The organism is Bradyrhizobium sp. SZCCHNR2028 (genome assembly GCF_032380995.1).
Classification (GTDB): Bacteria; Pseudomonadota; Alphaproteobacteria; order Rhizobiales; family Xanthobacteraceae; genus Bradyrhizobium.
Map to the genome: position 1 here is coordinate 300,341 of NZ_JAUHJF010000007.1, position 24,208 is coordinate 324,548.

Consider the following 24,208-nt stretch of genomic DNA (forward strand, 5'->3'; position numbering starts at 1 on the left):
CGCATTCCCTCCCCCCTTGTGGGGGAGGGGCAGGGAGGGGGGTACCCCACGACGACTCCTCGTGCGGCCACCCCCACCCCCGCCCCCTCCCCGCAAGGGGGAGGGGAGCGCAGCGGTGCTCTTGGTGCGCCAGATGACCTACGTCACCGGCACCGGTCTCACGCCGTTCGGCAAACACGACGGCCGCTCCTCGCTCGATCTCATGAGCCTGGCCGCGCAGCTCGCGCTCGACGATGCCGGGCTGAGGCGGCGCGACATCGACGGCATCCTGTGTGGCTATTCCACGGTGTCGCCGCACATCATGCTCGCGACCGTGTTCGCCGAGCATTTCGGCCTCACGCCGTCCTATGCTCACGCCGTCCAGGTCGGCGGCGCCACCGGGCTCGCGATGGTGATGCTGGCGCATCACCTGGTCGAGGCCGGCGTGGTCAAGCACATGCTCGTGGTCGCCGGCGAGAACCGCCTGACCGGGCAGAGCCGCGACGCCTCGATCCAGGCGCTGGCGCAAGTCGGCCATCCCGACTACGAGTTGCCGCTGGGGCCGACCATCCCTGCCTATTACGGCCTCGTCGCCTCGCGCTACATGCACGAATACGGCGTCACCGAGCATGACCTCGCCGAGTTCGCCGTGCTGATGCGGGCGCATGCGTTCGATCATCCCGGCGCGCAATTCCATGAGCCGATCACCATCGCCGACGTCATGGCATCGAAGCCGGTGGCGCGGCCGCTGAAGCTGCTCGACTGCTGTCCGGTCTCCGACGGCGGCGCCGCCATCATCATCAGCCGCGAGCCGACCGGAGCGACAGCGGTGCGCGTGCGCGGCTGCGCCCAGGCGCACACACATCAGCACGTCACGGCGGCGCCGGCCCTGAGCGAGCTCGGTGCCGAAATCGCGATCAAAAAGGCCAAGGCGGCCGCAGGCATCGAGATCGCCGACGTCGACTACGCCGCGGTCTATGACAGCTTCACCATCACGCTGTGCATGCTGCTCGAAGACCTTGGGCTCGCCGGCCGCGGCGAGGCTGCGGCGCGGGTCAGGGCCGGGAATTTCAGCCGTGACGGCGCGGTGCCTCTCAACACCCATGGCGGACTCTTGAGCTATGGCCATTGCGGCGTCGGCGGCGCGATGGCGCATCTCAGCGAGGCACATCTGCAGATGACGGAGCGGGCGGGTCAACGTCAGGTGGGCGACGCCACGCTGACCTTGCTGCATGGCGATGGCGGCGTGCTGTCGTCGCATGTCAGCATGTTCTGGGAGCGGGTGCGATGAGCGAATCGGCCGACTGGACCAGGGGTGCTGCAACGATTCGCTTTCAGCGCTGCGCGTGCTGCGCCCACCTGCAGTATTTCCGCCGCAACTTCTGCGCGGCCTGCGGCTCGCTTGCGCTCACCGATCACGCGGCGACGGGCGAAGGCACCATCTATGCGGCATCATTGGTCTGCCGTGCCGCGACGCCGGAGACGCGCGCGCATGTGCCCTACAACATCTTGCTGGTGGATATGCGCGAGGGCTTTCGCATGATGGCCCATGGCGACCACGAACTTGCGATCGGCGATTCGGTCGAAGCGCGCTTCGTCGCCTTTGCAGGCGGCACGGTGCCTTACTTCGGGAAGGCGAAATGACGATGGAGCGCCGCGCTATGACTGGACACGCCAAGCGCAGGCGGCCGAGGCGGGACGATACGCATGACAAATTCGTCCCGACCCGGATCGCCGCGCGATTGACGCAAAACTGTTACGCTACGCTCACCAACTCAAACGCAACTCTACTCGGTCGTTCGCGTGAGCAATCAAGCTCACATTCCTACCTACGGGCGATGAAGAAACTGCGACGCAGAACCTCCAGACAGCCCTTCATCGCCCGTAGAACAGGACGCTGGCGATGACGATCATGGACGTCACCGCCAGCATATGCGCGAGTGCCTCCGACGTTGCCCTCTTAGTGGCTTCCTTCATGCCGTTCCTCCCTGGACACTGGACACGACTCTCCGTGGCGCAAATACACACGCTACGTCGGCTGGAATTTTACTCGGAACACCCCACTTCGACGTTCGCTTCGCGAGTCCCCACTCGGCGTTCATCGACGGTTCAGAACATCGTCGGGTAATGCGGCGTGAATTGGGCTCGCTTATGGTTGTCCTGCGACCGAGTCCCGGTAACGTTTAGGCGAGCCCGTACAAATACGAGTGATGCGAATTATCGACCGAAAGCCGTTAGTTACTGTGGATTGCAACCTTGAGTAATTGTTTGCTTCGACCGCGTGCGACACTTCGATGACGGACTTCGACGCACTGAGATCAGTCTGCCGCGAGCAAATTGAGCCGCGCATTGGCGACAGTCAGACGCTCGGCCAACAGCTGCGCCAGATTGCGCATGATCCGCTCGCCGGCTTTCGGATGTCGCACCCGGAAACGTTCGAAATCCACCAGCGAGATCTCGAAAGCGGTGGCCGAGAAATCCGCGACGACGTCGGCGGAGCGCACGGGCTCCAGCAGTGCCATCTCGCCGAAGCATTGCCCTGCCGTCAGCGTCGCGAGCCGGATGCCGTCGGGCAGGGTGACGTGGACGACGCCGGAGCGCAGGAAGAACAACGAGGCCGCAGCATCGCCGGCCGCGAGGATGCGTTCGCCCTGCCGATAGTGCCGGATGATCGCCAGTGCCGCGAGCTCATGGCGCTCGTCCGCGGAGAGCCCCGCGAGCAGCGGCTGCTCGGCGAGCTCGGTGGTTTCGAGGAAATCGATGGCGCCGCCATAGCGATAAACGATCTGGTCCTCGGCCCATTCGATCGCGGTGTCGAGCAGGTAGAAGTCGCGCACGTTCTTGCTGTCGCCGGTACGGGCCGCGATCTCCTGCCATTCCGGCGAGCTGCGGCGGATGCCCGACAGCACGACGGTGACGTGGAAGTCGGCGAGCTCGTGAAACAGCTCGGAGAGCAGGCGCAGGCCTGCTTGTGTCATCGCGGTGACGCGGTGGAGGTCGACGATGACGAATTGCGGTCGCGTGCTCGCCGCAAGCTGGCGCGAGACGTAGTCGACGCTGGAAAGGGACAGCGTGCCGACCAGCTCGAGCACGCGCACCGCGTCGGGATGGGCGGTGAGGATGTTGCGCTCCTGAGCGCGGCGGCTGCGTCGCGACGGGTTGGCGCCGATGTCGTAGTCGGCGATGATCGTGGTGCGCGCATCGTCGGAACGGTTCAGCATGTGCAGGCCGTAATGCGCCGACAGCGCCTCGCAGACCTTGATGCCGCGCACGCTGTTGCCGTGACCGTCGAGCCTGGGCGAATAGCTGCCGAGCCCGAGCCGTGCCGGCAGGCTTGCCAGGATGCCGCCGCCGACGCCGCTCTTGGCGGGAATGCCGACGCGGTAGATCCACTCGCCGGCGAAGTCATACATGCCCGACGAGGTCATCACCGACAGCGTGCGCGACACGGCATAGGGCGTCACCACCTGCTCGCCGGTGACCGGATTGACGCCACGATTGGCGAGCGTGGCCGCCATGATCGCGCAGTCGCGCGCTGTGACGAGCACGGCGCATTGCCTGAAGTAGACCGCGAGCACGTCGTCGACAGGCTCCCTGATGACGTCGGAAGTCCGCAGCAGATAGGCGATCGCGCGGTTGCGATCACCGGTGGCGGCTTCCGATGCGAACACCGCGTCGTCGACATCGAGCTTGCGGCCGGCGAAGCGGCCGAGCGCATCGCGGATGGTCTCGAAGGCGTCGTCGTGCCGTGCCCTGCGGATCAGGCCGCTGCAGGCGATCGCGCCGGCATTGACCATCGGATTGAACGGGTGGTTCTCGGCATTGAGCCGGATCGAATTGAAGGGGTCGCCCGACGGCTCGACGCCAATCACGCGCTCGACCTCGTCGGAGCCGAGCGTATCGAGCGCCAGCGCGAACACGAACGGTTTCGACATCGATTGAATCGTGAACGGCACGCGGCTGTCGCCGACCTCATAGACATGGCCGTCGAGCGTGGCGAGGCTGATGCCGAAATGCGTCGGGTCGGCTTTACCGAGCTCGGGAATGTAGTTCGCGACCGCGCCGTCGTGGTCAGGCCAGAAGTCGGCATGGCAGGCCGACAGGAAGCGCTGCAGCGGCGGCATCGCGGCCGTCGCCCAATGCTGCGGATGTCGGATCGGCCTCGGGTGGATGGTCATGGCAAGCTCGGCGGGAACAAGGTCTCGCGCCGGTTATGTCGCAGCCGCGACGGCGCAGCCAGCCCACACTTGTCGCAACGCTGGTCAAATGTTGCCGTTGCTCACCGATTGAGCGGGTTTGCGGGCGCGATGACCGCTCCGTGTTGCCATGCGCGGGGACGATGCCGATCGAAAGCCAGCGCTGCGGTACCGCGCTTGGAACCGGCGATGGTCGTCACGCCCGCATGCCGCTGGCCGTTGTCTAAGGATGCCGAGTCTTGTGCCAACACGCTGAAGAACGGCGGCTTTTAGAGACGGTCTACTGTTGTGACGGCAAAACGGCTGGGTTAGCTTGTTCAATAAGCGGAATATCATTCCGCATGACGGAATTGGTGGGAAACGCATGGGACGACGGTCTGAGCGATTGAGCAGGAGCAGCATGCTGCCCGGAGATCTTGCCGGCGAGGGCGAGGTCATTCAGGTGGTGTCGCGGGCGTTCGACGTGCTTCGCTGTTTCGAGGGGCACGAGGCGCGGCTCGGCAATCTCGAAATCTCCAACCGCTGCGGCCTGCCGCGGTCGACGGTGTCGCGGCTGACGCACACGCTGACGCGCATGGGCCAGCTGGTCTACCTGCCGCGCGATCAGAAATACCGCATCGGCCCGAGCGCCGTGGCGATGAGCACGTCGATGACCAGAGGCTTGCAGTTGCGCAATCTGATCCGGCAGCGGCTGCAGGACGTCGCCGAGCAGTTGCCCGGCACCGTCGGCTTCGTCATTCCCGACCGCTTCCACCTCGTCTATCTCGAGTTCGGCCGCGCCGCGAATGCGCTCGGCCTGCATGAGACCACGGGCAGCCGCATCTCGATGGCCTCGACCGCGGCCGGTCATGCCTATGTCGCCGCGCTCGAGCCGGAGGTCGGCGACGCCTTGCTGGCCGAGATGGAGCGCGAGATGCCGGACGCGGCCAAGCTGCTGCGGCCACGCCTCGAGCACAACAGACAGTTTCTCAAGGAGCATGGCTACGTCGTAGCCTGCGGCCTGTGGAGTCCGCACATCAATGGCGTCGCGCTGCCGCTGTGGTCGCCGCAATACCAGACTTATGTCGTGCTCACGATCGGCCTGTTGTCGGCGATGTACGACGAGCAGCGGCTGCACGACGAGGTCGCCCAGCCGATGCGCGAGCTCGGCCGCAGCATCGCCGCGCTGCTGCAGGGCGCGGAAGCCGACGTCTTCAACAGCCGGATGGACAGAAAGCCGCTCCAGGTGAACGCGAAGACCAACCATAAGAACAAGACCATCACCGGGGCAGGGGGAACGAATGAGTTGGCAGCCGGAGCTCGAGGAACTGGCCCGGCGCGAGGCCTTCGCGCGGGAGATGGGCGGGCCTGACAAGGTCAAGCGTCAGCACGACCAGGGCCGCCTCACCGTTCGCGAGCGCATCGACGGCGTCGTCGATCCCGGCAGCTTCCACGAGATCGGCGCGGTCTCAGGGATCGGCGAGTATGACGAGCAGGGCGAGCTCACGCATGTGACGCCCGCCAATTGCGTGTTCGGGCGCGGCCGCATCGACGGCCGCACCGTCGTCGTGGTCGGGGATGACTTCACCGTGCGCGGCGGCTCGGCCGACGCATCGATCGCCGCCAAGCCGCTGATGGCGGAGGAGATGGCGCACGACTTCCGTCTGCCCATCATCCGCATCATCGAGGGCTCCGGCGGCGGCGGCTCGGTCAAGACGATCGAGACCAAGGGCGCGGCCAACCTGCCTGGCGGCATCGGCGGCAATCGCTGGTACCGCTACACGACCGAGAACATGTCGCTGGTGCCCGTGGTCGCGCTCGGCCTCGGCTCGGTCGCAGGGCTAGGCGCGGCGCGGCTCGCGGCGAGCCACTACTCGGTGATGACCAAGCAGTCGGCGATGTTCGTCGCCGGCCCGCCGGTCGTGAAGCGGCTGGGGCAGGACCTCGGCAAGATGGAGCTCGGTGGTGCCGACATCCAGACCCGCGCCGGCGGCGTCGATCATGCGGTGGACACCGAGGCGGAGGCGTTCGCCTGCGCGCGGCGCTTCCTGTCCTACCTGCCATCGTCGGTCTACGAGCTGCCGCCGACCTTGCCCTGCACCGATGACCCGCAGCGCGTCGACGAGCAGCTCATCAGCGCGGTGCCGCGGGATCGCCGGCGCGTCTACAAGATGCGGCCGATCATCGAGTCCGTCGTCGACAACGGCTCGTTCTTCGAGGTGACGCAGAACTATGGCCGTCCGATCATCATCGGCCTCGCGCGTCTCGAAGGCCGCGCGGTGATGGTGCTGGCGAGCGATCCCTATCATTATGGCGGCTCGTGGACCGCGGATGCCTGCCAGAAGGTGATCCGCTGGGTCGATTTCGCCGAGACCTTCCATCTGCCGATCGTCTACCTGATGGATTGCCCCGGCTTCATGGTCGGGCTCGAGGCGGAGAAGGCGGCAACCATCCGCCATGGCGTGCGCGCGATGGCCGCCGTCAATCAGTCGACGGTGCCGTGGTGCACGGTGATCGTGCGCAACAATTTCGGCGTCGCCGGTGTCGTGCATCAGCCAGCCGACCGGTTCTCGATCCGCTACGCCTGGCCGTCGGCCTATTGGGGCTCGCTGCCGCTCGAAGGCGGCATCGAGGCGGCCTATCGCGCCGAGATCGACGCCGCGCCCGACCCGAAAGCCAAGCTCAAGGAGATCGAGGATCGGCTGAACAAGCTGCGCTCGCCGTTCCGCTCGGCCGAGAAGTTCTGGGTCGAGGAGATCATCGACCCGCGCAAGACGCGCGCGCTGCTGTGCGAGTTCGCGCGCCTTGCCGAGCCGCTGCGCACGCCCGGGCCGCCCACGGCGATGACGACTCGGCCGTGAGCGGCTGATGTTAAGCCGCGGCGGGCTTCGCCTGCCGCGCGATCGCCAGCGCCAGGAGCGCGGCGACGATGCACAGTGCGCCCGCCGTGAAGAACGCCGGCAGGTAGCTCTGCAACAGAGTGCGCGACAGGCCGGCGCCGAACGCGGCGGTGCCGGCGCCGAGCTGATGTCCGGCGAACACCCAGCCGAACACCAGATTGGCCCGCTCGGCCCCAAACCGCTGCGCGGTCAGCCGCACCGTCGGCGGCACGGTGGCGATCCAGTCGAGGCCGTAGAACATCGCGAACAGCGACAGGCCGTAGAACGAGAAGTCGGTGAACGGAAGGAACAGCAGCGAGAGCCCGCGCAAGCCGTAGTACCAGAACAACAGCCAGCGATTGTCGTACCGGTCCGACAGCCATCCCGAGACGATCGTGCCGACGAAGTCGAACATGCCCATCGCGGCGAGCAGGCTCGCCGCCTGCACCTGCGGAATGCCGAAGTCGAGGCACATCGGGATCAGATGGACCTGGACGAGGCCGTTGGTCGAGGCGCCACAGATGAAGAAGGTCGCGAACAGCATCCAGAACACCGGTGCGCGCGCCGCATCGCGGAGGGTGCCGAGCGCGGCGGCGAGGATCGGTGTGGTGACGGGCGCGGGTGCGGCGATCCGGTCGGTGCCCTTGTCGCCGAAGGGACGCAGGCCGAGATCACTCGGGCGATCGCGCATCAGCAGCAGCACGGCGGTGGCGGAAACGCCGAGCATGACGCAGATGAGCCCGAGCGCGACGCGCCAGCCGAGCCGCTCGGTGAGGCTGGCGAGCAGCGGCAGGAACACCAGCTGTCCGGTGGCGACGCTGGCGGTGAGGATGCCGACGACGAGGCCGCGGCGCGCGACGAACCAGCGCGTCGCGATGGTGGCGCCCAGCACCAGCGCGGTCATGCCGGTGCCGATGCCGATCACGACGCCCCACAGCAGCACGAGGTGCCAGACGTGGGTCATCGCCAACGACGAAAGCAGCGCGGTCACGACGATCAACTGGGCCAAAAGCGTGATGTTGCGCAGACCGTAGCGGTTGAGCAGGGCGGCGGCGAAGGGGGCCATCAGCCCGAACAGCACGAAGCGGATCGACAGTGCCGAGGAGATCTCCGCGGTGCTCCAGCCGAACTCCTGCTGGAGCGGCACGATGAACACGCCGGGTGCTCCCACCGTGCCGGCCGATACGAGGGCCGTGAAGAACGTTACGGCCACCATGATCCAGCCATAATGGATATTGCGCCGTTCGAGTGCTGCCGCGAGCCGGTTCGAGATCATGTGCTTCTCAGTTCGATGGGGATTTCGCGCCATTCTGCCAGGACGCCTCAACGACATAAATGGCTAAGTTCCCTCGTTTCAGGACATCAAGGTCGCTCTACGGCGATCGCAGTCGCCTCGCCGCCGCCGATGCATAGCGACGCCACGCCGCGCTTTAGTCCGCGGGCCTGCATCGCATGCAGCAGCGTCACGATCAGCCGCGCGCCGGTGGCGCCGATGGGATGGCCCAGCGCGCAGGCGCCGCCGTTGACGTTCAGCTGGTCACGCGCAATGCCAAGGTCGCGCTGCGCGGCCATCGCGACGATCGCAAACGCCTCGTTGATCTCGAACAGGTCGACATCCTCCACCCGCCAGCCGACCTTGTCGAGCAGCTTCCTGATCGCCGGAATCGGCGCGGTCGTGAACCATTGCGGCTCCTGGCTGTGCGTGGCGTGGCCCTTGATCTCCGCGATGATGGGCAGCCCGTCACGGTCCGCACGCGAGCGCTTGGCGAGTACGAGCGCTGCGGCACCATCCGCGTTCGCAGAGGACGCCGCGGGCGTGATAGTGCCGTCCTTGCGGAACGCCGGCTTCAGCGCCGGGATCTTCGCCGGATCGACCTTGAGCGGATGCTCGTCATTGACGACCAGACGTGCGCCGGATTTCTCGACGAGCGTGATCGGCGCGATCTCGGCCTTGAACGCGCCGCTCTCGACCGCCCTGCGCGCACGCGTCAGCGTCTCGACGGCGTAGGCATCCTGGTCGGCGCGGGTGAACTGATAGGCCTCGGCCGTCGCCTCGCCAAAATCGCCCATCGAGCGTCCGGTCTCATAGGCGTCCTCCAGGCCGTCCAGCATCATGTGATCGAGGATCCGATCGTGCCCGGCACGATAGCCGCCGCGCGCCTTGGTCAGCAGATACGGCGCATTGCTCATGCTTTCCATGCCACCGGACACGACGAGGTCGGCAGAACCGGCCTGGATGATATCGTGCGCCAGCATCGTGGCCTTCATTCCAGAGCCGCAGACCTTGTTGATGGTGGTGGCGCCCGTGGCATCGGGCAGGCCGGCGCCCCGTGCCGCCTGCCGCGCCGGAGCCTGGCCCTGACCTGCAGGAAGCACGTTGCCCATGACAACCTCCGTGACCGCATCAGGCGAAACGGCGGCGCGTTCGAGCGCGGATTTGATCACGTGCGCACCGAGCTTGTGCGCACTCAGCGGCGACAACTCGCCCATGAAGCGGCCGAGTGGAGTGCGGGCAGCGGACAGGATCACGACGGGATCGGACGAGGCCATGACAGGCTCCCTTAAAAAAGATGATAATCATCATATAATGACATCGCGAAAAAGGAAACCCCGGCAATCGCGCTGAACTTGTCGTGAAGCTGGCGCGACACTGCCGGGATCAGCGAGACGAGACTTGGAGAAACTTGCTATCGCTTGCGGTCGATGAACTGCTGCATCAGCCGTTTCGGCTCGTCGGTCAGGAACGACCGTCCGAAGGCGCCGATCGATATCTCGACGGACTCCTTCAGCGGCAGCTCCTCCCATTGCCGCAGCAGAGCTTTCTGAGTCCGCAGCGCTTCGGGACCGCAGGCGAGAAGGGATGCCACGGCCTTCTCGACCGCGATGTCGAGTTCTCCCTCGGCGGCGACGGCATCGACAAGGCCCCAGGCGAGCGCCGTCGGCGCGTCGATCGTCTCGGCCGTCATCAGCAGCCAGCGCGTGCGGCCCCAGCCGATGAGACGCGGCAGCAGCGCGGCATGAATGACCGAGGGGATGCCGACACGAACCTCGGGCATGCCGAACTTGGCATCATGTGCCGCGACACGGATATCGCAGGCCGTTGCGACCTCCAATCCGCCACCCAGACACCACCCTGGCATCCGCGCAATCACGGGTGCAGGAAAATTTCGCACCGCATCGCAGAGCCCGGCAAGTCGCGAGATGAACGTTTCCGCTGAAGCCTGATCGAGCGTCGCCATCTCCTTGATGTCGGCGCCGCCGATCATGCTCTTCCCGCTTTCGCCGGCCAAAACGAGAACGCGAATGCCGGCTTCGGCGGCGAGCGATTGCAGGCCGGCTTCTATGTCGAGAATCGCCGCCGAACCGAGAATATTGAGCGGACCGGCATTGCAGATCGTCAGCCGGACCACGCCGCGGCCGTCACGACTCACGCCGCAGTGGGAATTGAGCATGTCCATGGTTGTCCTCGTCGGGTTCCTGGGCAAGGGAGAGTGTGCCGGGAATAAATCAGGCCAGCGAAGTTGATTTAGATCAACTCGAATTCATCAAATAGCTGCAGTCAGCAGGACGCAGAACTGTTATTGTATGACCGCAGACATTCAATGGGACGGCAATGCGTTACTCTCCGGAACACAAGGCGGAAACCCACGCGCGGATCGTGCGCAAGGCATCGGTGCGGCTGCGCGAGCGTGGTGCTCACGGTGTCGGGGTTGCCGACCTGATGAAGGAGGCCGGGCTGACTCATGGCGGCTTCTATGCGCATTTCGATTCGCGCGAGGCGCTGGTCGTGGAGGCGTTCGGTTATGCGATCGACCGTTCGATTGAGCATTGGCGCAAGCTGCTGGACCAACTGCCGCCGCAGAAGCGACTCGCGGCCATCGTCGACGGCTATCTGTCCGCGGCTCATCGCGACGATGTCGGTCACGGCTGCGCGGTTCCTGCGCTTGGAGCGGAAATCGCCCGCGAGAGCGCAAAGACCCGCAAGGCCTTTGCTGCGAAGCTGGAAGAGCTGATCGCCCTGTTCGCCGAGTACATCAGCGACGTGCCGGCCAAGACTGCGCGAAGGCGGGCTTCGGCGATGCTCGCGACGCTGATGGGGACGCTCGTGATGGCGCGGCTCATGGGCAGCGGCGAATTGTCAGACGAAATCCTGAGCTCCGGGCGCGAGGTGGCGCTGGCTGTTGCCAGCGGCGGCGGGCCGGCGGGGAGGGCCCCTGCGCGGGCGCCCGCGAAAAGGCCCGTGAAGAAGGCGGCAGCCGCGAAGCGCTGATCCGTCGCGGCTCGGATGGTGGACGCAGCGCGCCACGCTGCAGGGTCTGCCGTGATCGTGCCGGCCGAGCGAAGGGGCGGCATTTTCGCAGCGCCGGGCAGCGCTTAGACCCTTCCCAAACGCCGCAAAGACTGCAAGATGCCGGCCAAATTGGCACTGCTTACCCCTGCGGAGGATACCCCATGCGTTCGATCGGTCATTTCATTGGCGGCAAAGAGGTCAAGGGCACGTCTGGACGGACGGCCGACGTCTTCGAGCCCATGACCGGCGACGTTCAGGCCAAGGTCGCGCTGGCCTCTCGCGCCGAGCTCCGTGCCGCTGTCGAGAACGCAAAGGCGGCGCAACCGGCCTGGGCCGCGACCAATCCGCAGCGCCGCGCCCGCGTGATGATGAAGTTCGTCGAACTCGTCCAGCGCGACTATGACCAGCTCGCCGATCTGCTTGCGCGGGAGCATGGTAAGACCGTCCCCGACGCCAAGGGCGATATCCAGCGCGGCCTGGAGGTCGCGGAGTTCGCCTGCGGCATTCCGCACCTGATGAAGGGCGAGTACACTGAGGGAGCCGGCCCCGGCATCGACATCTATTCGATGCGCCAGCCGCTCGGTGTCGTTGCCGGCATCACGCCGTTCAATTTCCCGGCGATGATTCCGATGTGGAAGTTTGCCCCTGCCATCGCCTGCGGCAATGCCTTCATCCTCAAGCCCTCGGAGCGCGATCCGGGCGTGCCGATGAAGCTCGCCGAGCTGATGATCGAGGCCGGGCTGCCGGCGGGCATCCTCAACGTCGTCAACGGCGACAAGGAGGCGGTCGACGCCATCCTCGAGGATCCGGACATCATGGCGATCGGCTTCGTCGGCTCGTCGCCGATCGCGCAGTACATCTATGAGCGCGCGGCTGCGCACGCCAAGCGCTGCCAGTGCTTCGGCGGCGCCAAGAACCACGCCATCATCATGCCGGACGCCGATCTCGACCAGGCGGTCGATGCGCTGATCGGCGCCGGCTACGGCTCGGCCGGCGAGCGCTGCATGGCGGTCTCGGTCGCCGTGCCCGTCGGCAAGACCACGGCCGACCGGCTGATGGAGAAGCTGATCCCGCGCGTTGAAAGCCTGAAGATCGGCACCTCGGTCGATCCCTCGGCCGATTTCGGTCCGCTGGTGACCCGCGAGGCGGTCGAGCGCGTCAAGAATTATGTCGATATTGGCCTCAAGGAAGGCGCGACGCTCGCCGTCGACGGCCGCGGCTTCAAGATGCAGGGCTACGAGAACGGCTTCTACATGGGCGGGTGTCTGTTCGACAACGTCACCAAGGACATGCGGATCTACAAGGAGGAGATCTTCGGCCCGGTGCTGTCGGTCGTGCGCGCCAAGGACTACGCCGAGGCGCTGGCGCTGCCGTCGGAGCATGATTACGGCAACGGCGTCGCGATCTTCACCCGCGATGGCGACGCGGCGCGCGACTTCGCGGCCAAGGTCAATGTCGGCATGGTCGGCATCAACGTGCCGATCCCGGTGCCGATCGCCTACTACACCTTCGGCGGCTGGAAGAAGTCCGGCTTCGGCGACCTCAACCAGCACGGTCCGGATTCGATCCGCTTCTACACCAAGACCAAGACCGTCACCTCGCGCTGGCCGTCCGGTGTCAAGGAAGGCGCGGAGTTCTCGATCCCGCTGATGAAGTGAGGTCGGGTCCGTTCGGACTCTCTCCTTCGTCATTGCGAGCGAAGCGAAGCAATCCAGGATCTTTCTGCAGAGGCAGTCTGGATTGCTTCGTCGCCTTCGGCTCCTCGCAATGACGGCGCATGAGGAAAGCGCAAAGACCAACAAACAAGACCAGGAAACGCGGAGAACGGATGCAGTTCGCTCTCGACGAGGATCAGATCGCGGTGCGCGACATGGCGCGCGCCTTCGCGGCCGAGAAGATTGCCCCGCATGCGCTGCGCTGGGACGAGGAGAAGCATTTTCCCGTCGATGTGATGCGGGAGGCGGCGGGCCTCGGCATGGGCGGCATCTACATCCGCGACGATGTCGGCGGCTCGGGTCTCAGCCGGCTCGATGCGGCGCTGATCTTCGAGGCGCTGGCGACGGGCTGCCCCACGGTGTCAGCCTTCATCTCGATCCACAACATGGCCTCGTGGATGATCGACACCTTCGGTACCGAGGCCCAGCGCCAGGCTTACCTGCCGAAGCTCTGCGCCATGGACCTGATCGCGAGCTACTGCCTGACCGAGCCGGGCGCGGGCTCCGATGCGGCGGCGCTGCGCACCCGCGCGGTGCGCGACGGCGACGACTACGTGCTCAACGGGCAGAAGCAGTTCATCTCCGGTGCCGGCGCCACCGACATCCTCGTCGCGATGGTGCGAACCGGCGCCGATGGTCCCGGCGGCATCTCCACGCTGGTGATCGACGCCAATGCCCCCGGCGTGTCGTTCGGCGCCAATGAGCGCAAGATGGGCTGGAATGCGCAGCCGACCCGGGCCGTGATCTTCGAGAATGCGCGGGTGCCGGTGGCCAACCGGCTGGGTGAGGAGGGCATTGGGTTCAAGATCGCGATGGCAGGGCTCGACGGCGGCCGTCTCAACATCGCCGCCTGCTCGCTCGGCGGCGCGCAGGCGGCGCTCGACAAGACGCTGGCCTATACGAAAGAGCGCAAGGCGTTCGGTAAGCGGCTCGACGAATTCCAGGCGCTGCAGTTTCGCATCGCCGACATGGCGATCGAGCTGGAGGCGGCGCGCACCTTCGTCTGGCGCGCGGCGGCTGCGCTCGACCGCAAGGATGCTGACGCGACCATGCTGTGCGCCATGGCCAAGCGCTTCGGGACCGATGTCGGCTTCGAGGTCGCCAACCAGGCGCTGCAGCTGCACGGCGGCTACGGCTATTTGAGCGAATACGGCATCGAGAAGATCGTCCGCGATCTGCGCGTGCATCAGATTCTCGAAGGCACCAACGAGATCATGCGCCTGATCGTGTCGCGCAAGCTGATCGAGGCGGCGCGATGAGCGAGGTCATCGAAGGCGACCTGATCATCCGCCGCGAAGGCTCGGCCGGCATCATCCGGCTGAATCGGCCGAAGGCGATCAACGCGATGACGCTGGAGATGTCGATGGGCATCGATGCCGCGCTGGATCAGTTCGAGGGCGATCCGGCCGTCGCAATTGTCGTGCTCGAAGGCGCGGGCGAGCGTGGACTTTGCGCGGGCGGCGACATCCGCGGGCTCTATGAGAGCTCGAAGACGAACGGCGATCTCGGCAAGGTGTTCTGGCGCCAGGAATACATCATGAACGCGCGCATCGGGGCGTTCCCAAAACCCTATGTCGCCTACATGGACGGGCTGGTGATGGGCGGCGGCGTCGGACTATCGGCGCATGGCCGTCACCGCATCGTGACCGAGAAGACCAAGCTCGCGATGCCGGAAGTCGGCCTCGGCTTCTTTCCCGACGTCGGCGGCACCTGGCTCTTGTCGCGCGCGCCTGGCGAACTCGGCGCCTATTTCGGCCTGACCGGGCAGACCATGAACGGGCCCGATGCGATCCATGCGCGCTTTGCCGATGCCGTGGTGCCGACCGAGAAATGGCCGGCGCTGCGCGAGGTCCTGACCAAAGTCAGGCCGGGCACGCTGTCGATCGAGATCGACCGGCTGATCGCCGGCTTCGCGACGTCGGAGACGGCCGGCCCGGTGGCGGCGCAGCAGGCGAAGATCGACGCGTGGTTCGCCCATGACAGCATGCACGACATCTTTACCGCGCTGAGAGCGGACGGCTCGGAGCTCGCGTTGGCGACGCTGAAGACGCTGAAGGAGAAGTCGCCGCGCGGCATGGTCGTGACGCTCAAGCTGCTGCGACTGGCACGCGGTGCGGCGTCCCTGGAGGAATGCTTGGTGCGTGAGTATCGTGCGGCGCTCGAAGTGTTCCGCAGCGACGATTTCCGCGAGGGCGTGCGCGCGGCGATCATCGACAAGGACCGCGATCCCAGATGGTCGCCGCCTGATGTCGATCTGGTGACACCGGACATGCTGGCGCCATATCTTGCCGAGATTGGCGCCGACGAGCTGACCTTTCCGCAGAGCAAATAACAATCAGGTCGAGGGGAGAGAACGAACCATGGCAACGATCGCATTCATCGGCCTCGGCAACATGGGCGGACCAATGGCCGCCAACCTGGTCAAGGCCGGCCACAAGGTGGTCGCGTTCGATCTGGTCGAGACCTCGCGCGCCCAGGCCAAGGCCGATGGCGCCGAAATCGCCGACAGCGCCGTCGCCGCGGCCAAAAGCGCCGATGCCGTCGTCACCATGCTGCCGGCCGGCAAGCATGTGCTGGCAGTCTGGACCGAGGTCGTGCCGGCAATGACGAAGGGCGCGCTGATCATCGATTCCTCGACCATCGACGTCGAGAGCGCGCGCGCCGCGCATGCGCTGGCCGCGAAGCACGGCATCGCCGCCGTGGACGCGCCGGTGTCCGGGGGCACCGGCGGCGCCAAGGCCGCAACGCTCACCTTCATGTGCGGCGGCGAGGAAAGCGCCTTCGCCACGGCGAAGCCGATCCTGGAGAAGATGGGCAAGAAGATCGTCCATTGCGGCGGCGCCGGCGCGGGGCAGGCGGCCAAGATCTGCAACAACATGATCCTCGGCATTTCGATGATCGCGGTGAGCGAGGCCTTTGCGCTCGGCGAAAAGCTCGGCCTGTCGCATCAGGCGCTGTTCGACGTCGCCTCGACCTCGTCAGGGCAGTGCTGGTCGCTGACATCCTATTGCCCAGTGCCGGGCCCGGTGCCGGCCTCGCCCGCCAACAACGACTACAAGCCCGGTTTTGCGACGGCGCTGATGCTGAAGGACCTCACGCTGTCGCAGGACGCCGCCAAGACGGCCGGCGCGGCGACGCCGCTCGGGCAGCACGCGCAGGAGATCTATAAGGCATTCGAGGCCGCCGGCCATGGCGGTGTCGACTTTTCAGGGATCATTCAGCACGTCCGTAAGCTCGCCGGGACCATCTGATGACGACATTCAAGGACGCACGCGCGTTTCTGCTGGCGCATCGCACCGACTACGATGCGGCCGTGAAGGGTTTTCGCTGGCCCGATCCCGTCCCGTTCAACTGGGCGCTCGACTGGTTCGATGCCGAACTCGCATCTCATCCGGAGAGTCGCGAGCGGACGGCGCTATGGATCTTCGATGCCGCGCAGGACCGCCAGACCAAGCTGTCCTTCGCGGCGCTGTCGCACCGCTCCAACCAGGTCGCGAACTTCCTGCGCGCGCAGGGGCTGAAGCGTGGGGACCATCTGCTGCTGCTGCTCGGCAATGTCGTGCCGCTGTGGGAGACGATGTTGGCGGCGATGAAGCTCGGCGTCGTCGTGATCCCCGCGACGACGCTGCTGACCACCGACGAGTTGCGCGATCGTCTGGAGCGCGGCCGCGCCAAGGCCGTGGTCGCCGCGCAGGATCAGGTTGCGAAGTTCGCCGATCTCGGCGCCGATGATCTCGTCCGGATCGTCGTCGGCGCGGCGGCCACGCCCGCCGGCTGGCTGCCGTTCGAGCAGGCGGCTGACGCGGCCGAGGCGTTCACGCCGGATGGGCCGACGCAGCCGGATGATCCGATGCTGCTGTATTTCACCTCGGGCACCACGGCCAAGCCGAAGCTGGTGCGGCACAGCCACCGCAGCTATCCGGTCGGCCATCTCTCGACCATGTACTGGCTCGGCCTGCAGCCGGGCGACGTGCACCTCAACATCTCCTCGCCGGGCTGGGCCAAGCATGCCTGGAGCTGCTTCTTCTCGCCCTGGAATGCCGGCGCCACGGTATTCGTGGTCAATCAGCCGCGCTTCGACGCCAAGGGGCTGCTCGCGATCATCAAACGCTGCGGCGTCACGACGCTGTGCGCGCCACCCACGGTGTGGCGGCTGTTCATCCAGGAGCATCTCGCCGACTTCAAGGTCTCGTTGCGCGAGGCCTGCGGCGCCGGCGAGCCGCTCAATCCGGAGGTGATCGATCAGGTGCGAGCCGCCTGGGGGCTGACGATTCGCGACGGCTATGGCCAGACCGAAACCGCGGCCATCGTCGGCAACTCCCCGGGCCAGAAACTGAAGATCGGCTCGATGGGCCGGCCGCTGCCGGGCTATCGCGTCGAGGTCGCCGACATCGACGGCAATCTCGCCAGTGAAGGCGAGATCACGCTGGCGCTCACCGGCGAGCGTCCGGCCGGCCTGATGCAGGGCTATCAGGGCGACGACGGTAAGCTGTCCGGCGCCGATGGCACGCGCTACCGCACGGGTGACGTCGTGTTCCAGGACGGCGACGGCTATCTCACCTTCGTCGGGCGCTCCGACGACGTGTTCAAATCGTCCGACTACCGCATCTCGCCGTTCGAGCTGGAAAGCGTGCTGCTGGAGCATGAGGCCGTCGCCGAGGCTGCCGTTGTGCCGTCTCCGGATCTCATCCGTCTCGCCATCCCGAAAGCCTATGTGTTGCTGACGGCCGGCGCGGAGCGCTCGCGCGCCACGGCGCTGTCGATCTTCGTGCATCTTCAGGCGCGGCTGGCGCCGTTCAAGCGCATCCGCCGGCTCGAGCTCGTGAGCGAGCTGCCGAAGACGATCTCCGGAAAGATCCGCCGCGTGCAGCTGCGCCGGCTGGAGCATGAGGACGACCGCACGGATCATCTGCGCGGCACGGAGTTCAAGGAAGAGGATTTCCCGGAGCTGAAGACCAGGCCGTCCGGGCACGAGGTGTAGGAACGCATGAACCAGATCTGGAAGAAGCCGCCGATTTCGCTCGCAGCCTATCAGGCCATGGTGGGCCAGGAGATCGGCGTGTCATCGTGGCACGTGCTCGATCAACAGCGCATAGACACCTATGCCGATGTGATCGAGGATCATCAGTTCATCCATGTCGATCCGGAGAAAGCCAAGGCGACGCCGTTCGGCACCACGATCGCGCACGGTTTTCTGACGATGTCGCTGCTGTCGGTGATGTCCTACGAGGTGATGCCGGCGATCGAGGGCACGGCGATGGGCGTCAATTACGGCTTCGACAAGCTGCGCTTCATCTCGCCGGTGAAATCGGGAAAACGCGTGCGCGGCCGCTTCGTGCTGGCGGAAGCCACGCTGCGCAAGCCCAAGGAATTGCAGTCGCGCACCAATGTCACGGTCGAGATCGAAGGCGAGGACAAACCCGCGCTGGTCGCCGACTGGATCGGACTGATCTATCTCAGCTAACTCTCTTCGTCCCAACCCACCCCTCGTCATCGCCGGGCTTGACCCGGCGATCCAACAAAACTGAGAGTTTTTCGAAGTGGATGGATGCCCGGGTCAAGCCCGGGCATGACGAGCCTAGAACCTAGGACACAGCAACATGGCAATCAGATTTGACGGACGCGTCGCCATCGTCACCGGCGCAGGCAATGGTCTCGGACGCGCGCATGCGCTGGGATTGGCGAGCCGCGGCGCCAAGGTCGTGGTCAATGATTTCGGTGGCGCGCGCGACGGCACCGGCGGCTCGATGACTGCGGCGGAGACGGTGGTCGAGGAGATCCGCAAAGCCGGCGGCACCGCGATCGCCGACGGCGCCGACGTCTCGAATTTCGAGCAGGTCACTGCGATGGTCGAGCGCGCCACGAAGGAGTGGGGCAGCGTCGACATCATGTGCGCCAATGCCGGCATCCTGCGCGACAAGTCGTTCGGCAAGATGGAGGTGGCGGATTTCGCCAAGGTGCTCGACGTGCATCTGGTCGGCAGCTTCTACTGCTGCAAGGCGGTGTGGAACGGCATGCGCGAGCGCAACTACGGCCGCATCGTGCTGACGACGTCGTCGTCCGGCCTGTTCGGCAATTTCGGCCAGGCCAACTACGGCGCGGCCAAGACCGGCATGGTCGGCCTGATGAACGTGCTGGCGGAGGAGGGCCGCAAGACCAACATCCGCGTCAACATCATCTCGCCGACGGCGGCGACGCGCATGACGGAGGAACTGCTGCCACCGCAGGCGCTGCAGCTGATGAAGCCGGAATCGATCACGCCCGCGGTGGAGTATCTGCTGAGCGAGGACGCGCCGACCCGGACCATCATGGGCGCGGGTGCTGGCTCCTTCGCGGTGATCAGGATCCTGGAGAGCGAGGGCATCAACCTGCCGCCGGAGGAATGGACGCCGGACGCGATCGCCGCGCATTTTGCCGAGATCAGCGACATGTCGAAGGCGAGGGCGCTGCAGGGCGCATTCGAGCAGACGCAGAAATATGTCGGTCAGGCCGCCGCGCGGCTGGGGATCAAGCTGTAAGACACGATGCCCGGGTCGAACTCCGCCGTCATGGCCGGGCTTGACCCGGCCATCCACGTCTTTGGCACTGAATGCGTGGAGAGGCGGGGATGCCCGGGTCAAGCCCGGGCATGACGACCTTTTGCTCGGCGACCTGCTCGGCCTAGATTGGCGCCATGTCCTCTTCAAACCAAGTCGCCGTCATCGGAGCCGGCCCGGCCGGACTGATGGCGGCCGAGGTGCTGGCCGAGGGCGGGACCGCCGTCACCGTCTACGATGCGATGCCGTCGGTGGCGCGCAAGTTTCTGATGGCCGGTCGCGGCGGCCTCAACCTCACCCATAGCGAAGAGCTGCCCGCCTTCCTGGCGCGCTACCGCGAGGCGGCGGCGTGGCTTGAGCCGGCGATCCGCGCGTTCCCGCCACAGCGGCTGCGCGACTGGTGCGAGGCGCTGGGCGAGCCGACCTTCGTCGGCTCCTCGGGCCGCGTGTTTCCGAGGGCAATGAAAGCCTCGCCGCTGCTGCGCGCGTGGCTGCGCCGCCTCGATGCGCAGGGCGTGCGCGTCGAGTTGCGGCATCGCTGGACCGGCTGGGACGCGGACGGACATCTCACATTCGAAACGCCGGCGGGAGCGCGCGCGGTCGCCGCTGACGCTGTCGTGCTCGCGCTCGGCGGCGCCTCTTGGCCGCGGCTCGGGTCCGACGGCGGCTGGGTGCCGATCCTGGCGGCGAAGGGCGTCGCGATCGCGCCGCTGCGGCCGGCCAATTGCGGCTTCACCGTCGCCTGGTCAGACATCTTCCGCGATCGCTTCGAGGGCCAGCCGCTGAAGGGCATCGCGCTGTCGTTCGGTGATCGCGGCGTGCGCGGGGAGGCTGTCGTCACGCGCGATGGCATCGAGGGCGGCGCCGTCTATGCGCTGTCGGCGGAGCTGCGCGAGGTGATCGCGCTGACAGGGGGGGCGATCCTGCATGTCGCGCTGCGGCCCGACCTCGCGACAGCCGATCTCGTCACGCGGCTCTCGGCACCGCGCGGCAAGCAGTCGTTCTCGAACGTGCTGCGCAAGGCGGTGCAGTTGTCGCCGGTGGCGATCGGGCTGCTGCAGGAGGCGGCCAGGGCGCACGGCCTGTCACTCTCGTCGCTGCCGCCCGATCGTCTCGCGGCGCTGATCAATGCCGTGCCGCTGAAGCTGACGGGCACCGCCGGACTCGCCCGCGCCATCTCCAGCGCCGGCGGCATCGCGCATGACGAGCTTGACGCCGATTACATGCTCAAACGCCTGCCCGGTGTGTTCGCCGCCGGCGAGATGCTCGATTGGGAGGCCCCGACCGGCGGCTATCTGCTGCAAGCCTCGTTCGCGACCGGGGCCGCCGCGGGCAGGGGCATCTTGAAGCGGCTCGAATTGTAGGGTGGGCAAAGCGAAGCGTGCCCACCATTGGCATTCGTACAAGAACGCGGTGGGCACGACGCTTCGCGCCTTTGCCCACCCTACAGATTTCTCGTCATTGCGAGCGAAGCGACGTGTCCGCCGAAGCTCCTCGAGCGTAGGTGGAAGCAATCCAGGGTCACGCGCGCGACTCTGGATTGCTTCGTCGCTTCGCTCCTCGCAGTGACGCTGCGAGAGAGCTTCGTCCTACCGCAGCTTGCCCCGCGCCGCGACCGGCAACGTGCCCAGGATCTCCTCGCCGCGGACCATCACGACCTCGTCCATCATGTTGACGACGACGCAGACGTGGTTGGGGATGATGCGCACGACGTCGCCGACATTGGGGCGGGTGTTGCTGCGGGAGAGATCGAGGAAGCCGTGCTCCTCGGCGAAGCGCGCGATCTTCGCTTCCGGGTGCTCCAGGATCAGGCCGTGGCCGTCGAGGCCGCCGGTGTCGGTCGTCAGCGTCTTCGAGCCGGCGTCGAGGATGCCGCGCTCGGGCGCGGCGCGGCTGACGACGGTGGAGTAGATGTGCAGCGCGCAGTCGTCCCAGGTCGCGACCCCGGCGGCGACCTGCATGCGGTCGTTGTAGATGTAGGTGCCGGGCCGGTGCTCGGTGGCGCCCTTGAGCTTGCCGAGATTCTTCAGGTTGGGCGAGCCGCCGGTCGAGACGATGGCAGCCTCCAGCCCTTCGGCGCGAACGCCGGCCAGGGCCTCGTCATAGAAGCGCTGCGCCTCGTCCCAGCCGGTCTCGGTCGGATACAGCATGAAGCCGGCGAAGCGCAGGCCGTCTGACGCTGCGATCTGGCGCGCGAGCTGGATCGCTTCCGTCGGCGTCTCGACGCCGGCGCGCTTGCGCCCGGTGTCGCATTCGACCACGACCGACAGCGTGCAGCCGGATTGCTTTGCCGCCTGCGGCAGGCCGGAGATCACGGTCGCGTTGTCGGCGGCAACCGTCATGTTGGCCTTGGCTTGCAGCGCGGCGAGGCGCGCCATCTTTTCCTCGCCGATCAGGTTGTAGCTGATCAGGATATCGGCGATGCCGGCATCCGCCATGATCTCAGCCTCGCCGATCTTCTGGCAGGTGATGCCCTGCGCGCCCGCCTCGATCTGCAGCTTGGCAAGCACCGGGCTCTTGTGGGTCTTGATGTGCGGGCGGTTGGCGACGCCGGCGGCTTCGCATTGCGTCTGGATGCGCGCGATGTTGCGCTCAACTCTGTCCATGTCGATGACGGCGCAGGGCGTGCCGTAGTCCCTGGCGATCTTGGCGGCGAGCGGGGTGGTCATGTCATTTACTCCATATAGCCGTCATTGCGAGGAGCGAAGCGACGAAGCAATCCAGAGTCACGACTGCAGCCCTGGATTGCTTCCGCCGTCGCCCTTCGGGCTATGGCGGACATGTCGCTTCGCTCGCAATGACGAAGTGATTTCGATGAACGTCACGCGCCCTCGATCTCCTCGCGCAGCACTTCGAGCTCCAACCAGCGGTCTTCGGCGGCGGTGAGCTCGGCTTGCGCAGTGGCGATCGCGAGGGAGGCGGCGTCGAATTTCTTGCGGTCTTTCGCATACAGCGCGGGGTCGGCGAGCACGGCCTGCTGCTTGGCGATCTCGGCTTGCAGCTTGGCGATCGTCTTCGGCAAGGTCTCCAGTGCGTGCTTCTCGTTGAAGGAGAGCTTGCGCTTCGGCGCGCTCGCAGGCGCCGCGGCCGCGTGCTTGGTTTCCTTCTTCTCCTCAGCCGCCTTGGCATGCTGGCGCTTCAGGTCGGCGCCGCGCTGCGCCAGCATGTCGCTGTAGCCGCCGGCATATTCCTGCCATTTGCCGTTGCCCTCGGGGACGATCACCGAGGTGACCACGCGATCGAGGAAGTCGCGGTCGTGGCTGATCAGGATCACCGTGCCCTCGTAGTCGCCGAGCATGTCCTCGAGCACGTCGAGTGTCTCCAGGTCGAGATCGTTGGTCGGCTCGTCCAGCACCAGCAGGTTCGATGGCTTGGCCAGCGCGCGCGCCAGCATCAGCCGGCCGCGCTCGCCCCCGGAGAGCACTTCGAGCGGCGTGCGCATCTGCTCGCGCGAGAACAGGAAGTCCTCCATGTAGCCGACGACGTGCTTCGGCTTGCCGGCCACCATGACGTGATCGCCGCGGCCGCCGGTCAGCGCTTCGGCGAGCGTCGTCCGGGGATCGAGGCTCTCGCGGTGCTGGTCGAGCGTCGCCGTCTCCAGATTGACGCCGAGCCGGATGCTGCCGCTGTCCGGCTCGCTGCCGCCGGTGAGCAGGTTGACCAGCGTGGTCTTGCCGGCGCCGTTGGGGCCGACGATGCCGATGCGGTCGCCGCGCTGGATGCGGATGGAGAAGTTGTCGACGATCTTGCGATCACCATAGCTCTTCGATGCGCCCTTCGCTTCGATCACCAGCTTGCCGGACTTGTCGGCCTCGGCCGCGGCGAGGTTGGCGGCGCCCGCCGTGCCGCGATAGTCGCGGCGCTGCTGGCGCAGCGCATGCAGATTGGCGAGCCGTTTGACGTTGCGCTTGCGGCGGCCGGAGACGCCGTAGCGCAGCCAGTGCTCTTCGTTGACGATCTTGCGGTCGAGCTTGTGCTGCTCGCGTTCTTCCTCCGCCAGCACCTCGTCGCGCCACGCCTCGAACGCCGCAAAGCCGCGGTCGATCTGCCTGATCTGGCCGCGGTCGAGCCACGCGGTCGCGCGGGACAGATTGGTGAGGAAACGACGATCGTGACTGATCAGCACCAGCGCCGAGCTTCGGCCGTCGAGCTCGTTCTCCAGCCACTCGATGGTCGTGAGGTCGAGGTGGTTGGTCGGCTCGTCCAGCAGCAGGATGTCGGGGTTGGGCGCAAGCACGCGCGCCAGCGCCGCGCGGCGCGCCTCGCCGCCGGAGACATGCGCGGGATCCTCTTCTCCAGTCAGTCCGAGCTGCTCGACGAGATAGCGCGCCTGATAGTGATCGTCGCCCGGGCCGAGCCCGGCCTCGACATAGGACAGCGTGGTGGCATGGCCGGAGAAATCCGGCTCCTGCGGCAGATAGCGAACCGTGGCGCCCGGCTGCACGAAGCGGGTGCCGCTGTCGCATTCGACGAGGCCGGCGGCGATCTTGAGCAGCGTCGACTTGCCGGAGCCGTTGCGGCCGATCAGGCAGACGCGCTCGCCGGGCGAGACCGACAGTTCGACGCCCTGCAGCAGCGCGGTGCCGCCGAAGGTCAGGCGGATGTCTTTGAGTTGGATGAGAGGCGGCGCCAT

At 66.3% G+C, this 24,208-nt stretch carries 18 protein-coding genes and 1 pseudogene; 13 read left to right on the forward strand and 6 right to left on the reverse strand.

Annotation, left to right across the window (positions count from 1 at the left end):
* Positions 1-133: 133 nt before the first annotated feature.
* Positions 134-1,270, forward strand: coding sequence for a thiolase family protein (locus tag QX121_RS14850; RefSeq protein ID WP_315812343.1), 1,137 nt, complete (start codon positions 134-136; stop codon positions 1,268-1,270).
* On the forward strand, positions 1,267-1,623 hold the full coding sequence (locus QX121_RS14855) for a Zn-ribbon domain-containing OB-fold protein (protein ID WP_315812314.1): 357 nt from the start codon (positions 1,267-1,269) through the stop codon (positions 1,621-1,623). The genes QX121_RS14850 and QX121_RS14855 overlap by 4 nt, the downstream gene beginning before the upstream one ends.
* A gap of 674 nt (positions 1,624-2,297) precedes the next feature.
* Here QX121_RS14855 and glsA read toward each other — a convergent pair.
* Positions 2,298-4,157, reverse strand: a complete 1,860-nt coding sequence (gene glsA, locus QX121_RS14860) for a glutaminase A (protein WP_315797677.1) — start codon at positions 4,155-4,157, stop codon at positions 2,298-2,300.
* Positions 4,158-4,539: 382 nt separating this feature from the next.
* On the opposite strand from glsA, the gene QX121_RS14865 reads away from it, so the two are divergent.
* Together QX121_RS14865 and QX121_RS14870 are read left to right on the forward strand one after the other, a co-directional pair.
* A complete protein-coding gene (locus tag QX121_RS14865) occupies positions 4,540-5,526 on the forward strand; it encodes an IclR family transcriptional regulator (protein ID WP_315739150.1) in 987 nt (328 codons plus the stop codon).
* On the forward strand, positions 5,456-7,015 hold the full coding sequence (locus QX121_RS14870; RefSeq protein WP_315739151.1) for an acyl-CoA carboxylase subunit beta: 1,560 nt from the start codon (positions 5,456-5,458) through the stop codon (positions 7,013-7,015). The genes QX121_RS14865 and QX121_RS14870 overlap by 71 nt, the downstream gene beginning before the upstream one ends.
* A gap of 10 nt (positions 7,016-7,025) precedes the next feature.
* Here QX121_RS14870 and QX121_RS14875 read toward each other — a convergent pair whose 3' ends face one another.
* The 3 genes from QX121_RS14875 to QX121_RS14885 all read right to left on the reverse strand — a co-directional run bounded on the left by QX121_RS14875 (position 7,026) and on the right by QX121_RS14885 (position 10,491).
* Complete coding sequence (locus tag QX121_RS14875) at positions 7,026-8,309, reverse strand: MFS transporter (RefSeq protein WP_315812315.1); 1,284 nt, start codon at positions 8,307-8,309, stop codon at positions 7,026-7,028.
* 86 nt (positions 8,310-8,395) lie between these two features.
* Entirely contained in the window at positions 8,396-9,583 is a 1,188-nt protein-coding gene (locus QX121_RS14880; RefSeq protein ID WP_315812316.1) for an acetyl-CoA C-acyltransferase, read from the reverse strand.
* Positions 9,584-9,720: 137 nt separating this feature from the next.
* Positions 9,721-10,491 carry an enoyl-CoA hydratase gene (locus QX121_RS14885; RefSeq protein WP_315739154.1) on the reverse strand — a complete coding sequence of 257 codons (771 nt, stop codon included), beginning with the start codon at positions 10,489-10,491 and terminating at the stop codon, positions 9,721-9,723.
* Between the two features lie 155 nt (positions 10,492-10,646).
* Between QX121_RS14885 and QX121_RS14890 the strand changes: the two genes are divergently transcribed.
* The 9 genes and pseudogenes from QX121_RS14890 (at position 10,647) to QX121_RS14930 (ending at position 20,939) form a co-directional block, all read left to right on the forward strand.
* On the forward strand, positions 10,647-11,303 hold the full coding sequence (locus QX121_RS14890) for a TetR/AcrR family transcriptional regulator (RefSeq protein ID WP_315739155.1): 657 nt from the start codon (positions 10,647-10,649) through the stop codon (positions 11,301-11,303).
* A gap of 182 nt (positions 11,304-11,485) precedes the next feature.
* Positions 11,486-12,982, forward strand: coding sequence for a CoA-acylating methylmalonate-semialdehyde dehydrogenase (locus QX121_RS14895; protein ID WP_315739156.1), 1,497 nt, complete (start codon positions 11,486-11,488; stop codon positions 12,980-12,982).
* Between the two features lie 170 nt (positions 12,983-13,152).
* Entirely contained in the window at positions 13,153-14,298 is a 1,146-nt protein-coding gene (locus QX121_RS14900) for an isobutyryl-CoA dehydrogenase (protein ID WP_315776854.1), read from the forward strand.
* Entirely contained in the window at positions 14,295-15,371 is a 1,077-nt protein-coding gene (locus tag QX121_RS14905; RefSeq protein WP_315770921.1) for an enoyl-CoA hydratase/isomerase family protein, read from the forward strand. The genes QX121_RS14900 and QX121_RS14905 overlap by 4 nt, the downstream gene beginning before the upstream one ends.
* Before the next feature lie 10 nt (positions 15,372-15,381).
* Positions 15,382-16,290, forward strand: a pseudogene (gene mmsB / locus QX121_RS14910) (3-hydroxyisobutyrate dehydrogenase); the annotation flags it as partial.
* Positions 16,290-18,020 carry an AMP-binding protein gene (locus tag QX121_RS14915; protein WP_315812318.1) on the forward strand — a complete coding sequence of 577 codons (1,731 nt, stop codon included), beginning with the start codon at positions 16,290-16,292 and terminating at the stop codon, positions 18,018-18,020. The pseudogene mmsB and the gene QX121_RS14915, both read left to right, overlap by 1 nt.
* A gap of 6 nt (positions 18,021-18,026) precedes the next feature.
* The gene (locus tag QX121_RS14920; protein WP_315739161.1) at positions 18,027-18,503 is read left to right on the forward strand and encodes a MaoC family dehydratase; all 477 of its coding nucleotides are present in this window, start codon (positions 18,027-18,029) and stop codon (positions 18,501-18,503) included.
* Between the two features lie 136 nt (positions 18,504-18,639).
* The gene (locus tag QX121_RS14925) at positions 18,640-19,557 is read left to right on the forward strand and encodes an SDR family NAD(P)-dependent oxidoreductase (RefSeq protein WP_315739162.1); all 918 of its coding nucleotides are present in this window, start codon (positions 18,640-18,642) and stop codon (positions 19,555-19,557) included.
* 155 nt (positions 19,558-19,712) lie between these two features.
* Positions 19,713-20,939 (forward strand): TIGR03862 family flavoprotein, encoded by a 1,227-nt coding sequence (locus QX121_RS14930; RefSeq protein WP_315739163.1) that lies wholly within the window; start codon positions 19,713-19,715, stop codon positions 20,937-20,939.
* 225 nt (positions 20,940-21,164) lie between these two features.
* Here the strand turns inward: QX121_RS14930 and QX121_RS14935 are convergent, their stop codons facing one another.
* Entirely contained in the window at positions 21,165-22,244 is a 1,080-nt protein-coding gene (locus QX121_RS14935) for a D-TA family PLP-dependent enzyme (protein ID WP_315812319.1), read from the reverse strand.
* Positions 22,245-22,396: 152 nt separating this feature from the next.
* Complete coding sequence (locus QX121_RS14940; protein WP_315776847.1) at positions 22,397-24,208, reverse strand: ABC-F family ATP-binding cassette domain-containing protein; 1,812 nt, start codon at positions 24,206-24,208, stop codon at positions 22,397-22,399.